General features: G+C 59.7%; 12 protein-coding genes and 1 tRNA gene. 6 read left to right on the forward strand and 7 right to left on the reverse strand.

Annotated features, from left to right (window positions below):
* Nucleotides 1-3 precede the first annotated feature (3 nt).
* Together PAE61_RS12270 and PAE61_RS12275 are read right to left on the reverse strand one after the other, a co-directional pair.
* A tRNA-Trp gene (locus PAE61_RS12270) sits at nt 4-79 on the reverse strand.
* 90 nt (nt 80-169) lie between these two features.
* Nucleotides 170-2,053, reverse strand: coding sequence for an ABC transporter ATP-binding protein (locus PAE61_RS12275; protein ID WP_271112667.1), 1,884 nt, complete (start codon nt 2,051-2,053; stop codon nt 170-172).
* A 208-nt stretch (nt 2,054-2,261) separates the two neighbouring features.
* On the opposite strand from PAE61_RS12275, the gene PAE61_RS12280 reads away from it, so the two are divergent.
* Entirely contained in the window at nt 2,262-2,759 is a 498-nt protein-coding gene (locus tag PAE61_RS12280) for a ferritin-like domain-containing protein (protein ID WP_271112668.1), read from the forward strand.
* A gap of 458 nt (nt 2,760-3,217) precedes the next feature.
* Here PAE61_RS12280 and PAE61_RS12285 read toward each other — a convergent pair whose 3' ends face one another.
* Both PAE61_RS12285 and tuf read right to left on the reverse strand, forming a co-directional pair.
* A complete protein-coding gene (locus tag PAE61_RS12285; protein WP_271112669.1) occupies nt 3,218-3,631 on the reverse strand; it encodes a GFA family protein in 414 nt (137 codons plus the stop codon).
* A gap of 552 nt (nt 3,632-4,183) precedes the next feature.
* The gene (gene tuf, locus PAE61_RS12290; protein WP_271112670.1) at nt 4,184-5,359 is read right to left on the reverse strand and encodes an elongation factor Tu; all 1,176 of its coding nucleotides are present in this window, start codon (nt 5,357-5,359) and stop codon (nt 4,184-4,186) included.
* A 209-nt stretch (nt 5,360-5,568) separates the two neighbouring features.
* Between tuf and PAE61_RS12295 the strand changes: the two genes are divergently transcribed.
* From PAE61_RS12295 to PAE61_RS12310, 4 genes are all read left to right on the forward strand, one after another.
* On the forward strand, nt 5,569-6,426 hold the full coding sequence (locus tag PAE61_RS12295) for a tellurite resistance TerB family protein (protein ID WP_271112671.1): 858 nt from the start codon (nt 5,569-5,571) through the stop codon (nt 6,424-6,426).
* Between the two features lie 208 nt (nt 6,427-6,634).
* A complete protein-coding gene (locus PAE61_RS12300) occupies nt 6,635-7,087 on the forward strand; it encodes a c-type cytochrome (RefSeq protein WP_271112672.1) in 453 nt (150 codons plus the stop codon).
* A 5-nt stretch (nt 7,088-7,092) separates the two neighbouring features.
* Entirely contained in the window at nt 7,093-7,698 is a 606-nt protein-coding gene (locus PAE61_RS12305; RefSeq protein WP_271112673.1) for a cytochrome b/b6 domain-containing protein, read from the forward strand.
* Between the two features lie 209 nt (nt 7,699-7,907).
* Nucleotides 7,908-8,054 carry a hypothetical protein gene (locus tag PAE61_RS12310; protein WP_271112674.1) on the forward strand — a complete coding sequence of 49 codons (147 nt, stop codon included), beginning with the start codon at nt 7,908-7,910 and terminating at the stop codon, nt 8,052-8,054.
* Between the two features lie 39 nt (nt 8,055-8,093).
* Here PAE61_RS12310 and parC read toward each other — a convergent pair whose 3' ends face one another.
* The gene (gene parC / locus PAE61_RS12315; protein WP_271112675.1) at nt 8,094-10,343 is read right to left on the reverse strand and encodes a DNA topoisomerase IV subunit A; all 2,250 of its coding nucleotides are present in this window, start codon (nt 10,341-10,343) and stop codon (nt 8,094-8,096) included.
* A gap of 159 nt (nt 10,344-10,502) precedes the next feature.
* Between parC and PAE61_RS12320 the strand changes: the two genes are divergently transcribed.
* Nucleotides 10,503-11,024, forward strand: coding sequence for an SH3 domain-containing protein (locus PAE61_RS12320; protein WP_271112676.1), 522 nt, complete (start codon nt 10,503-10,505; stop codon nt 11,022-11,024).
* A gap of 16 nt (nt 11,025-11,040) precedes the next feature.
* Here the strand turns inward: PAE61_RS12320 and murD are convergent, their stop codons facing one another.
* Both murD and mraY read right to left on the reverse strand, forming a co-directional pair.
* A complete protein-coding gene (gene murD, locus PAE61_RS12325; protein ID WP_271112677.1) occupies nt 11,041-12,435 on the reverse strand; it encodes a UDP-N-acetylmuramoyl-L-alanine--D-glutamate ligase in 1,395 nt (464 codons plus the stop codon).
* Nucleotides 12,436-12,526: 91 nt separating this feature from the next.
* On the reverse strand, nt 12,527-13,609 hold the full coding sequence (mraY, locus tag PAE61_RS12330) for a phospho-N-acetylmuramoyl-pentapeptide-transferase (protein WP_271112678.1): 1,083 nt from the start codon (nt 13,607-13,609) through the stop codon (nt 12,527-12,529).
* Between the last annotated feature and the right edge of the window lie 3 nt (nt 13,610-13,612).

The following is a 13,612-nucleotide window of genomic DNA, read 5'->3' on the forward strand; positions in this document are numbered from 1 at the left end:
GGCTGGCAGGGGCAGAGGGACTCGAACCCACGACCCTCGGTTTTGGAGACCGATGCTCTACCAACTGAGCTATACCCCTAAGCCGCGCGCCTGATTAGTGCGGAAAACCGAACTGCGCAAGTGGAAAGCCGCCGGTTTCTGAAATGCCGCAGCCCGCAACCGATCGGCATCAGCGCTCGGCGACAAAATCAGTATCCTGCGGCTCTTCATCTTCGGTGACAAGGAACCCACCCGACTGACGCGCCCAGAGACCGGCATATATCCCGCCGCGCTTCAGCAGATCGGCATGGGTCCCCTCTTCGACGATGCGCCCCTTATCCATGACGACCAGCCGATTCATCGCAGCAATGGTCGACAGGCGATGCGCAATCGCAATCACGGTCTTCCCCTGCATCAGCACATCAAGCCGCGACTGAATCGCCGCCTCAGCCTCGCTGTCCAGGGCCGAGGTCGCCTCATCCAGCACAAGAATCGGCGCATCTTTCAGAGCAACCCGCGCAATCGCGATCCGCTGGCGCTGACCGCCGGACAGCTTCACGCCACGCTCTCCGACATGCGCATCAAGCCCGCGCCGCCCCCGGCTGTCTGAAAGCGTCGGGATGAACTCATGCGCTTCCGCCATCCGCGCGGCATCGAGGATCTCGGCCTCGCTCGCGCCGGGCCGACCATAGGCGATATTCTCGCGCACCGACCGATGCAGCAGGCTGCTATCCTGCGTCACCACACCGATGGCGGCCCGAAGGCTTTCCTGCGTGACCCCCGAAACATCCTGCCCGTCAATCGTGATCCTGCCGCTTTCCACATCATGAAAGCGCAGCAACAGATTTATAAGAGTGGATTTTCCTGCACCGGAGCGTCCGATCAGTCCGACCCGCTCACCCGCTGCGATGTTCAGCGTCAGATGATCCAGCACGGCAAGCGGCCGGTCGACTTCCTCGGCACCATAGCGGAAGGTGACCTGATCGAAGGACACCTCGCCCGGACCGCCGATCAGAGGTTTCGCCCCGGGATCGTCCTGCACTGCACGCGGCAGCGCCAGAGAGGCAATCCCGTCCCGCACCGTACCGATATTCTCAAACAGCGCGGCGAATTCCCACATGATCCAGTGCGACATGTTATTCAAACGCATCGCCAGAGGCACGGCAACGGCAAGCGCTCCGACACTGACAACGCCGCGGGTCCACAGCATCACACCAATACCCGTCACGGCAGCGACAAGAAATGCGTTCAGAACCGTCAGCAGAATATCCTGCAATGCCGAGAGACGCATCTGGGCATAAACAGTCTGCAAGAAACCGTCCATTCCGCCACGCATCCAGGCCTCTTCCCGGTCGGAATGCGAAAACAGCTTTACCGTGGCAATATTGGTATAGCTATCTACGACCTGCCCGGTCATCGCACTGCGTGCATCCGCCTGATGCTGGGACACCCGCGCCAACCGCGGCACGATCTGCCATAGCAGGACAGCATAAGCCGCGCCCCAAACCGCAAATGGCAGAGCAAGCCGCCAATCCTGACTGGCCGCGACAACCACGGCGCCCAGAAAGACGACAAGCACGTAAACGGCGACATCCATCATCTTCATCGCCACTTCGCGCACGGCAAGAGCCGTCTGCATCAGCCTCTGCGCAATGCGTCCGGCAAACTCATCCTGAAAATAGCCGACCGACTGGCGCAGCAGATAGCGATGCGCCTGCCAGCGGATACGCTGCGGAAAATTACCCAGCAAAGTCTGATGCATGATCATGCTTGTGATCGCGTTCAGCGACGGCAACACCACAAGCAGTAACACCCCCATGAAGGCCAGCCGTTTCCCCTCGACCTGCCAGAACTGATCAGCAGGCGTATCCGACAGCCGGTTGACCAGATCGCCAAGATAACCGAACAGCGCCACCTCGATCACCGCGATCAGAGCCGATCCCAGTGACAGCAGCAAAAGCCAGGGCAGCGCACCGCGTGAATAATGAAGCAGGAACCGCCAGAAACCGCGTGGAGGCATCTGCGGATGATCATCGGGATAGGGATTAAGCCGACGTTCAAACCAGCTGAACATGTCGATTTACCTTCTCAATCTTTCAGCAAGGTGAGCGCAAAAGGATCAGGTCACCCAAACACCACGCGAAGTCAAGCTCGGCTGGTATCGCTTTCAGAATTGATCTTTGCTGCATCGATGGAACATCGCCGGAAAACGGCGCGTTGCTCTGCCGACGGGCGTCATGCCCGGATTGAACGCAAGATGTCACGCGACAAGGAGAGCAATCATGGCCATCAAGAACCTCAAGGACCTCTATCTCGACCAGCTTCGCGATCTTTACTCCGCCTGCAAGCAATCCCTGCCCATTGTCACGGAAATGGGCCGCGCGGCGAAATCCAGTGAATTATCCGAGGCGCTGATCTCGGGAAATCAGGGGATCTCGGAAGGGATGGATATTCTGACATCGCTTTGCAACGAACATGGCATCGACCCGACAGGTGAGCATTGCAAGGGCATGGAGGGTCTGGTCACCGAGGCACGGAAACACGCGCTGGAAACCGAATTCGCCGATGAGGACGCTCAGGATGCCGCGATCATCACCCAATATCAGCGCATGGCCCATTACGCCATCGCCGGTTATGGCTGCGTCCGCACCTTTGCCAACCGGCTGGGTCTTGATGGCGACGCTGCGCGTTTGCAGGAATGTCTCGACAATACCTGGGAAGGCGACCGCCATATGACCAAAATCGCCGAAGGCGGGGTTAACAAAGCCGCAGCCACCTGAGCATCTGCTGGCGGTAGCGGCAGAACACTCTAACTCCATGCAGGTACGCGGCTCCGCGAGCTGTGTGCCTGTTTTCTTTTTGTGCAAGTTTGACCCGTAGCCCTCAGCCCACATCTACTGCCGAGACTAAAGACCATCTTCCGTTATTCCTGTTGCATGCAACCGTTGACGAAGAGCAGGCCGGATTGAGGAGTTGGGTATCAGCAATCACTGGATCCTGAGAACAAACTCCGCATCGACACATAGTTAATATATTTATCCCGAGGTCATCCGCTATATACGGTTCTTGCTAAATGCGGTTCTTTCTAAGGATTGATGCCTCCGCATAGTGGTCAAATTACTCCGGTATAATGTTGCAGCGACAATCAATCTGACCGACTGCGCTCCAGAACAACATGCCCGGCACTCGCAGCTCTTTTACACAAATGAACCTTTCTACGAAGTGACAGCGCCTGCATTTACAGATGCCGGATCTCTGCCGCGGGCTCCCACCACGCATCATTGGCGCCATCGGCAAAAAAGACCGGTGCAGCGATCAGCTCATCTTCCGGCGCATCATCAAGCGCTGCAACACAGACCTGCAGAAAGCGACCACCCATTTCCGGCGCATCCCCCTCGGTCCACATACGTGTCCCACATTTGGCGCAGAAGAAATGGTGAATCTCGATTCGGGCATTCTTCTGACGCGGTGTTTCCGAAAGGAATTCACGACCACGTGTCACCCGGAATTTGGCGGGATCAGGCAAACGCATATCCCAATAGCGCATCTTTCGGCAAAAGCGGCAATTACAGCGCAGCGTCCCATCGGACAAATCTCCGCCGGCTTCGAAAGCAACCGCACCGCAGAAGCATGACCCGTGATAGGTTGTCATCAGAGTTCTCCCCATTGAGTATCGGATGGCTGAAGCGTCGATGAGCTGCGATTGATAGCAGGATCGCCGGGCGTGGCATCGACAAAGTGTCCGGCAAAAATCATGCTGGAGACTCTCGTCGCAGATAAGACCGATCTGGTTCTGAACGTCGTCTTACCCGAGCCACAACATAACCACGCAGCATGAACCTCAACCCCAACACCCTCACCCTCAACGACACAGCCTGCCATAACCTTCTCATAACCCGATTCATATCGCAACTTCAGGTAGTTGTAGAGGCGGGAAGTGAAAACATCGTAAACGCCGCTATAGCAGCCGAATCTGGCGCGGAGTCTTTCACGGGTTTCTCTCCGATGCATCGCGGATGAACCCATCACCTTCCTTCACGACCGGGCTCCGACTGACATCACAACCCGTCCAATACGCACCCTCAGCGACCCTCACAGCATTCTAAAAACCAAAGCAATCAGCCAGACTCCACTGAAAAAGCCCGCCCCTTTCGGGACGGGCCTTTCTCTTTGCTCAGGCAGGGTCAACCCCCACCCTCGATCATCACTCGATGATCTTGGCCACCACGCCGGCGCCGACCGTGCGGCCACCTTCGCGGATGGCGAAGCGCAGCTTTTCTTCCATCGCGATCGGGGCGATCAGCTCAACCTCGAATTTCAGGTTGTCGCCCGGCATCACCATCTCGGTGCCTTCCGGAAGCGTCACCGAACCGGTCACATCCGTCGTGCGGAAGTAGAATTGCGGACGGTAATTCGCGAAGAACGGCGTGTGGCGGCCACCTTCTTCCTTGGTCAGGATATAGGCCTCGGCCTCGAACTTCGTGTGCGGCTTCACCGAACCCGGCTTGCACAGAACCTGACCGCGCTCAACGCCGTCACGCTCGATCCCGCGCAGCAGAGCGCCGATATTGTCGCCCGCCTCACCGCGATCCAGCAGCTTGCGGAACATTTCCACGCCGGTGCAGGTGGTCTTCTTGGTGTCGCGGATACCGACGATTTCCAGTTCGTCGCCGACGTTCACAGCACCGCGCTCAACCCGGCCGGTGACAACCGTACCACGGCCAGAGATCGAGAACACGTCCTCGATCGGCATCAGGAAAGGCTGGTCGATGGCGCGTTCCGGGGTCGGGATGTATTCGTCCACGGCCTTCAGCAGCTCACGGATCGAGTTCTCGCCGATTTCCGGGTCACGGCCTTCCAGAGCGGCCAGAGCCGAACCCTTGATGATCGGGATGTCATCGCCGGGATACTCATAAGAAGAGAGCAGCTCGCGCACTTCCATCTCGACCAGTTCCAGCAGTTCCTCGTCATCCACCTGATCGACCTTGTTCAGGTAAACGACCATGTAGGGGATGCCGACCTGACGGCCCAGAAGGATATGCTCACGCGTCTGCGGCATCGGGCCGTCAGCAGCGTTCACCACCAGGATCGCGCCATCCATCTGCGCCGCGCCGGTGATCATGTTCTTCACATAGTCGGCGTGGCCGGGGCAGTCCACATGGGCATAGTGACGGTCATCGGTCTCATACTCGACATGAGCGGTCGAGATGGTGATCCCGCGGGCCTTTTCCTCAGGCGCACCGTCGATCTGGTCATAGGCGCGGAAATCGCCGAAATACTTCGTGATCGCCGCAGTCAGCGTCGTCTTGCCGTGGTCAACATGCCCGATCGTGCCGATGTTGACGTGCGGCTTGTTCCGTTCAAACTTTGCTTTTGCCATTGAGGCCTCCTTGATCGGGGCAGATGGCGGTCCGTTCCCCGGTTTTTGTATCGGACGCGGAGATAAAAGCTGAATCGGGAAAAATCAAGTCCGCACGGATCGCCGGGCATTCTGTCAGCAGCGCGGAACCCCGCGCGGCAAATCGCGTTACTTTTCCGTATCATGCTGCAGGCGCAGCCCGCAGTATCTGTCTCAACTGGAGGACCGAGATGAGTCTCATGAAAACACTTGCCCGCATCGCTGGCGGCGTGATTTTGGCCAAGGGCCTGAGTTCCGCAATGAAGGGCAGTGACCGGAGCCGGTCGGGAAGCGCGACACGCCGGTCGGGCGGCGGGCTGCTTGACCAGCTTCAGCGCAGTACGCAATCCGGATCGTCCGGCAGCCTTGGCGGCTTGCTGGGTGGGCTGCTCGGCGGCAATTCGGGCGGTACAGCCGGTTCGGGCCGCCGCTATGGCGGGCCGAATTCCTCGGGCGCGTCAGGCGGATTGGGCGGTATCCTTGACCAGCTTACCAATACCAACAGTGGCGGAACCCGCCGTGCCGGAAGCCAGGGCGGCAGCATCGGCGATCTGTTGGGTGGATTGCTTGGCGGCACGGCTGCCGGGTCGCTTGCCAGCAAAGGGGCGCAGGACCGCAACGATGCCTCATTCGGCGAGTTGCTGAATGACTCGCTGTCCACCGGTCAGGAACCCGAGGTCGCGCCGACCGCAGAACAGAATGCCGTGGCCGGTCTGATGCTGCGTGCGATGATCCAGGCGGCGAAGGCCGATGGCCGGATCGATGAGGGCGAAAAAGAGCGCCTGCTTGGCGAGCTCGGCGATCTGGACGAAGATGAGCGCCAGTTCGTCCGCGAACAGATGGCGGCCCCGGTCGATGCAGAGGCCTTGGCGCGTGACGTTCCGCAAGGGCTTGAGCCGCAGGTTTATCTCATGTCCATCATGGCGATCGATTTCGACAGCCAGGAAGAGGCACAATATCTGCACAAGCTGGCTCAGGCGCTTGGCCTTCAGCCGCAAACGGTAAACCAGATCCATGACGAGGTCGGTGTACAGAATCTGTACAGCTGACCCAGATAACGTTTGCCGCCTGCCGATGCGGGCGGCAAACGTCAAGAAAAGTTGAGAAGGGTCAACGGGCGCTGCGGCAAGACATTCAATTTATATTCATCTAACCTATGCTAGTGTGACCCCGGCGAACAGATCGCAGAACCAGTCTATCAAGGCCAAACCAAGCTGAACCAAAGCCAGACCAGCCAGATATCAGGACGGATTTACCATGCACAAGCTTATCCTCGCCAGTGCCATCGCTGCCCTTCCCTTCGCTGCCTTCGCGCAGGACGACGATCCGGTCGCTCAGGCGATCAAGGCGCGTCAGGGTTTCTATACCATGCTCGGCGCCAATATGGGCACACTGGCCGCAATGGCACGCGGCGATGTGGAATATGATGAGGCGATGGCCGCGCAGGCTGCCGGAAATATCGAGGCGCTGACACAATATTCCCTGCCCATCCACTTCATCGAAGGCAGCTCTAACGCCGATGTCGAGGGCACGGATGCGCTTCCCGCCATCTGGGAAAATATGGACGATTTCCGCCAGAAATTCGCCGATCTCGGTGAGGCCGCTTCCGGTGCTGGCGACGCGGTGATGGGCGGGCAGGAGAATATCGGTCCGGTTCTTGGACAATTGGGCGGGGCCTGCAAAGCCTGCCACGATTCGTATCGCGACTGACAGAGATGCCGGAACGCAGTGAAGCCAGCAATCATGGAACGCCCCGGGAGCGCGTGATCTGGGATCCGCTTCTTCGGGTCTTTCACTGGTTGCTGGCGGGTTTTGTCATTGCTGCATGGCTTCTCGGAAAATATGGCCCGAATGTCATGACCTGGCATTTCTGGTGCGGCTATGTCGTGACCGGGCTGCTGCTGTTTCGTCTTGTCTGGGGGTTTGTCGGCCCTCCGGAGGCGCGGTTTTCGCATTTCCTTCGGCGGCCATCGGCCATTGCCGGATATTGCCGTCACCTTTTCCTGCGTCAGCCAAGCCATTGGCCCGGCCATAACCCGCTTGGCGCCTTGTCAGTGATTGCGATGCTTGCGGCGCTTGCCGCACAGGTCTCTACCGGGCTGATTTCGGACCCCGAGGATTATATCAATGTCGGACCGCTCGCCTCTTATGTTGGCAGCGAGATGGCAACAAATGCGGTGGACTGGCACGAGTTGGGTGCGAATATCGTCCTGATCCTCGTTCTGCTTCATGTCGCGGTTATCCTGTTTTACCGCTTCTGGAAGCGTGAGGATCTGGTCACGCCGATGATTACCGGCCGAAAAGAGGTGCGTGAGGAATAACCCGTCCTTTCGCCCATAAAGAAAGCCCGTGCAGAAACAAATCGCTGCGCCGAAAACCTTACCGAACATGGTCGGCATGTTGGCCTGAAATCAGCGCAGATTGATCGAATCGCGGTTCCGTGCGAAGCTTGCGATACGAATTTGTCCGGATTTTCCGCGGCACATTCAGACTGCCCCGACGTGCAACAACCACGAAAGGAGCACACGTCATGATCAAAATGCAAACTCTGGCCGCTGCTGCGGCAATTTCCCTGATCGCTGCGGCTTCGGCCTCTGCCGCCTGCTCAGGAAAACCACACGACAAAACGGCGGAAACCTCCGAGCCGGTCGTGTTGCAACCGCAAACCACCAGCTAGGAACATGCAGGGCGGCAGGTTCAGCCGCCCTGCCCCGATCTAGTTAAACCTGTTGTCACGCGGAAAGCCGCGCGGAGCCATTCGTCCCGCCGTCGCCCGCTTGCCAAGCCATTCTGTGAGATCGGGCTCGGTTCTGGTGCGGCCGCCGCTTTCCTGCCAGCGAAGCCCCTCGGTCAGCGTAAGACAGACCGCGTCGGACAGGCCGCCATCCTTGAATTTCTGGATTCGCACGCCTTTGCCCCGCGCCATTTCGGGCAGTTCGTCCAGCGGGAAGATCAGCATCTTCCGGTTCTCACCGACACTGGCGACATGATCTCCCTGAACCACGCGGCATAAAAGCGCGTCGCCATTCAGCACCTGTTTCCCCGATTTCGTCTGAGCCAGAATATCCGCCGCGTTTACGACGAAACCATTCCCCTCTTTCGAAGCGAGCAGATATTTCACACCCTCGCGCCACGGGAACAGATCCACGATGGCGGCATCATTCGGCAGATCGACCATGAGCCGGACCGGCTCACCCAGGCCGCGACCGCCCGGAAGCTCATGCGCGGGCAGCGTATAGAACCGCCCGTTCGAGCCGAACAGCATCAGCTTGTCGGTCGTCTCGGCATGAAGCGCCATGAAGGGGCCGTCACCGTCACGGAACTTGACCTCGGCATCCAGAGGCTGATGGCCCTTCATCGCCCGGATCCAGCCCATTTTCGAGACGATCACCGTCACCGGCTCACGCTCGATCATCACGTCCATATCAACCGGCTGCACGTCGATTGTAGCGGAAATCTCGGTCCGGCGAGCGCCACCTTCGGCGGATTTGCCGAACTGGTTGCGGACCTCGCGCAGTTCTTCGGTGATGCGGCCCCATTGCAGGCCCTCATCCGAGATCAGCGCATTCAGCCCGTCCTGTTCTTCCAGCAGATTATCCCGCTCGGCCCGCAGCTCCATCTCTTCCAGCTTGCGCAGGGCACGCAGGCGCATATTCAGGATCGCTTCGGCCTGAACCTCGGTCAGACGGATTTCGACCCCGGCATCCGCACCCCAGTTCTCGGCCAGAAGCCCGGCCTTGGGATCGTCGTCATAGCGGATGATCTCGATCACCCGGTCGAGATTGAGGAAGGCGACGATATACCCCTCCAGCACCTCCAGACGTGCAGCGATCTTTGCCAGACGATAATTGGTCCGCCGCAGCAGCACATCGCGGCGATGATCGAGAAATGCCCGCAGCACCTCTTTCAGCGAGCAGACACGCGGGACGCGCCCGTCGATCAGCACGTTCATGTTCAACCCGAAACGGATCTCAAGATCGGAGGATTTGAACAAAGCCGCCATAAGCTGCGCGGGATCGACGCTGCGGGTCTTGGGTTCCAGAACGATGCGCACATCCTCGGCGGATTCGTCGCGCACATCGGCGAGGATCGGCATTTTCTTGGTCTGGATCAGTTCGGCCAGACGCTCGATCAGCTTGGATTTCTGCACCTGATAGGGGATTTCCGTGACCACGATCTGCCAGGTCCCGCGGCCAAGATCCTCTTGTTCCCAACGCGCCCGCAAACGCAGGCTGCCGCGCCCGGTGCGGTACGCCTCGCTGATCGTCTCGGCATCCTCGACCAGAACGCCGCCGGTCGGAAAATCCGGACCCTGTACGAAATTCAGCAATGTCTCGTCACGGGCATCCGGCGACTTGATCATATACAGACAGGCGTCGATCACCTCATGCAGATTATGCGGCGGAATATTCGTCGCCATCCCCACCGCAATGCCCGAAGCGCCGTTACACAGCAGGTTCGGAAAGGCCGCCGGAAGCACGACGGGTTCGGTCAGGGTGCCGTCATAATTTGGCCGGAACTCGACCGCATCCTCGGTCAGCCCCTGCATCAGCGTATCGCCGGGATCGGCCAGCCGCGCCTCGGTATAGCGGGATGCCGCCGGGCTGTCCCCGTCGATATTGCCGAAATTCCCCTGCCCGTCGACCAGCGGGTAACGCATGGCGAAATCCTGCGCCAGACGCGCCATCGCATCATAGATCGCCGCATCGCCGTGAGGGTGGTAATTCCCCATCACGTCCCCCGCGATCTTGGCCGATTTGCGGAAAGGCCCGTTCGGCGCAAGTCGCAATTCGCGCATCGCATAGAGGATGCGCCGGTGCACCGGTTTCAGCCCGTCACGGGCATCGGGCAACGCACGATTCATGATCGTGGACAGCGCATAGGTCAGATAGCGCTCACCAATCGCGCGTGAAAGCGGTTCCGCGCTGAGATTCTCGGGCTGTTCGGGAATGATATCGTCGGACATGACACGGATTTATGCCGCAGAAGCCGTCCGGTCCAGCCGGAAAACATCGCTTGCCGCCAAACCTGCCGGAACGGTCCACTTGTCAGAGGCGTTAGGCTCGCATTATTCCCCCATTAACCTCGCTTAACGGGGCCTCTGAAGCAGGGTGTTACAGAAACAATGTTCAAGCTGATCTTTGTGACGCTGATCGCGTTCTTCGCAGTGTTGTTCGTGTATGGAGACGGCGAGACACGACGCGTCACCGCTGCGCCGACCGAGCCTGCCACCGAGGCCGCTCCGCAGGAAAACCGCGCGGCCGAAGCAGCAGAGGAAGCGGCGGCAGAGGCACGGGCCCAGGCGGAATCCGAAAGCGCGGCACAGCAAAGCGCAGCCGAGGTCGAGCAGACCCCGGAACAGCGTCCCCGATATGCCGGACCAGAGCTGCGCCCCTCTCCCGAATACGCCAATCAGCAGCCTGCGGAAGATCTGGCCGAAGCACCGACCGATACGCTTTACGTCACCGGCAGTTCGGTGAATTTCCGCGCCGGACCGACAACCTCGGATAACGTGGTCGGACGATTGTCACGGGGCCAGATCGTGACCGCCATCGGCCCTCGTACCGGGGATTGGGTGGAAATCCGGGACGGTCAGGGCCGCACCGGCTTCATGTCGGCGCAATTCCTGTCCGCCGACCAGCCATAAAGGCGTTCGCATCAGGTCAGAGCGCGTTCACCAATGCGGTGAAATGCTCGCCGCGTTTCTCGAAATTAGGATATTGATCGAAGCTTGCCGCAGCGGGGGCCAGCAACACCGTCTCACCGGGCTGCGCTTCCGCATGGGCGCGGGCGATGGCAGCCTCCATCGTGTCCGAGACCTCATGCGGCGTATCTCCAAGCTGAAGCGCGAAATCCCTGGCGGAGTGGCCGATCAGATAGGCTTTCACCACATTCCCCAGATGGGGCTGCAAGGCAGCAATGCCGCCATCCTTCCCAAGCCCGCCCGCGATCCAGCGGATATTACGGAACGCCTGCAAAGCCTGCTCGGCGGCGTCGATATTCGTCGCTTTCGAGTCGTTCACATAGCGCACGCCATTCAGCTCGCGCACGGTCTGGCTGCGATGCGGAAGCCCGGCAAAGCTGTGAAACGCTGCCTCGATATCACGAGGAGCAAGCCCCACGGCCCGGCAGGCAGCATAGGCGGCGCAGGCATTCTGATGATTATGCGTCCCGGGCAGGCCGGTCACCATCCGCAGATCGATCGAGGCGACCTGACGGCCCTTGCGATTTTCGCTGAGAAATCCTTTTCGCGCGAAAACACCCCAGGCGAAGCTGTCGAGCTTCTGGCCCGAAGAAATCCGGATCACCCGGTCATCGCCGGGCCCCTGCCCCATCTGATTGGCGAGATAGCGCCCCTCGATCTCATCCACCCCGATCACGCAGCGATCCGGGCCGCCTTCCGCAAATAACCGTCGCTTGGCGGCAAAATAGCCGCCCGGCCCGCCGTGACGGTCCAGATGATCCGGCGACAGATTAGTGAAGACTGCCACATCCGGCGTCAACGCCCGGGCAAGATCGGTCTGATAGGATGACAACTCGATCACCACCACCTCGCCGTCATGGGCGGGTTCAAGCGACAGGACTCCGGTGCCGATATTGCCACCCATCTGAACCGGACGGCCAATGCTTTGCAGAATGTGGTGAATCAGCGCCGTGGTGGTGGATTTCCCGTTCGAGCCGGTCACCGTAATAACCTTCGGCATGGTTGCGAAATCATCCCAGTCCGGCGTCGCAAAGCTGCGGAAGAACAGCCCGATATCGTTATCGACAGGGATTCCCAGTTCAAGCGCCCTCGCAATAACCGGGTTCGGGTCGGGGTAAAGATGCGGAATGCCGGGCGAGGTGATCAGCGCCGTGATCCCCTCCCATGCCTCGGCGCGGTTGAGATCGCGGATCTCCAGCCCCTCGGTCTCTGCCTGCGCACGGGCCTCTTGCCCATCATCCCAGACCACGACATGCGCCCCACCCGCCTGTAACGCTGCGGCAGTGGCTTTGCCCGAACGGCCGAGGCCGAGGACGGCGATTATCTGGCCGGAGACGCCTTGGACGGGGATCATGGAGTCCTCTTTCTGCACGGGTGTCAGCGGGGGCTGTCTGCCCCCGCACCCCCGAGGATATTTCAGCCAGTGTGAAGGTAAAAGCGGAGGATCACCGCAGCTTCAGCGTCGCCAACCCGATCAGCGCCAGTACAAGCGCAATAATCCAGAAGCGGATCACGATCTGGCTTTCCTTCCAGCCCATCTTCTCGAAATGGTGGTGGATCGGGGCCATCAGGAAGACGCGTTTGCCGGTGCGCTTGAAATAAAGCACCTGAATAATGACCGACAGGGCCTCGACCACGAACAGGCCTCCGACAATCGCGAGGACGATTTCATGCTTTGTCACGACGGCAATCGCTCCCAATGCGCCACCAAGCGCCAGTGAGCCGGTATCGCCCATGAAGACCGCAGCGGGTGGCGCGTTGTACCACAGGAACCCAAGCCCGCCGCCGATCAGGGCGGCAACGAAGATCACGATCTCGCCCGCGCCGGGAACGCCGTGCAGGCCGAGATATTCCGCGAAATTCGCGTTGCCGACCATATAGGCGATCACACCGAACGTGGCTCCTGCGATCATCACCGGCATGATCGCCAGCCCGTCCAGACCATCCGTCAGGTTCACCGCATTGGCCGCGCCGACGATCACGATCATGGCGAAGGGAATGAACAGAATGGACAGATTCAGCAGCGCATCCTTGAAGAACGGAAAGGCAAGCTGCCCGGTCAGCCCTTCGGGGTGCAGGAACATCGTCCAGGCCGAGGCGATGAAAGCCAGACCGAAGCCAAGCGCCATGCGGATGCGCCCAGAGACGCCTTTGGCGTTGTGCTTGCTGACCTTGGCGTAATCGTCGGCGAAGCCAATCGCGGCATACCCATAGGTCACCATCAGCACGATCCAGATATAGCCGTTGGACAGCCGCGCCCACATCAGCGTACCAACCAGCAGTGCCGAAAGGATCAGGATCCCGCCCATTGTCGGGGTGCCTGCCTTGACGAAATGCCCCTCGGGGCCGTCATCGCGGATCGGTTGACCCTTTTTCTGGACCCGGCGCAGATAGTCGATCAGCGGCTTGCCGAACAGGAACGCAAAGATCAGCGCGGTGAAGAAGGCCCCTCCGGCCCGGAAGGTGATGTAACGGAAAAGGTTGAAGATCCCGTCGCCGCCATTCAGTTCGGACAGCCAATACAGCATTCG

Source organism: Paracoccus aerodenitrificans (assembly GCF_027913215.1).
In the GTDB taxonomy this organism is placed as follows: domain Bacteria; phylum Pseudomonadota; class Alphaproteobacteria; order Rhodobacterales; family Rhodobacteraceae; genus Paracoccus; species Paracoccus aerodenitrificans.

Excerpts from the sequence above, each read along its gene's own strand:
- PAE61_RS12275 (WP_271112667.1), bottom strand. The coding sequence starts at position 2,053 with ATGTTCAGCTGGTTTGAACGTCGGCTTAATCCCTATCCCGATGATCAT.
- PAE61_RS12280 (WP_271112668.1), top strand. The coding sequence starts at position 2,262 with ATGGCCATCAAGAACCTCAAGGACCTCTATCTCGACCAGCTTCGCGAT.
- PAE61_RS12285 (WP_271112669.1), bottom strand. The coding sequence starts at position 3,631 with ATGACAACCTATCACGGGTCATGCTTCTGCGGTGCGGTTGCTTTCGAA.
- tuf (WP_271112670.1), bottom strand. The coding sequence starts at position 5,359 with ATGGCAAAAGCAAAGTTTGAACGGAACAAGCCGCACGTCAACATCGGC.
- PAE61_RS12295 (WP_271112671.1), top strand. The coding sequence starts at position 5,569 with ATGAGTCTCATGAAAACACTTGCCCGCATCGCTGGCGGCGTGATTTTG.
- PAE61_RS12300 (WP_271112672.1), top strand. The coding sequence starts at position 6,635 with ATGCACAAGCTTATCCTCGCCAGTGCCATCGCTGCCCTTCCCTTCGCT.
- PAE61_RS12305 (WP_271112673.1), top strand. The coding sequence starts at position 7,093 with ATGCCGGAACGCAGTGAAGCCAGCAATCATGGAACGCCCCGGGAGCGC.
- PAE61_RS12310 (WP_271112674.1), top strand. The coding sequence starts at position 7,908 with ATGATCAAAATGCAAACTCTGGCCGCTGCTGCGGCAATTTCCCTGATC.
- parC (WP_271112675.1), bottom strand. The coding sequence starts at position 10,343 with ATGTCCGACGATATCATTCCCGAACAGCCCGAGAATCTCAGCGCGGAA.
- PAE61_RS12320 (WP_271112676.1), top strand. The coding sequence starts at position 10,503 with ATGTTCAAGCTGATCTTTGTGACGCTGATCGCGTTCTTCGCAGTGTTG.
- murD (WP_271112677.1), bottom strand. The coding sequence starts at position 12,435 with ATGATCCCCGTCCAAGGCGTCTCCGGCCAGATAATCGCCGTCCTCGGC.
- mraY (WP_271112678.1), bottom strand. The coding sequence starts at position 13,609 with ATGCTGTATTGGCTGTCCGAACTGAATGGCGGCGACGGGATCTTCAAC.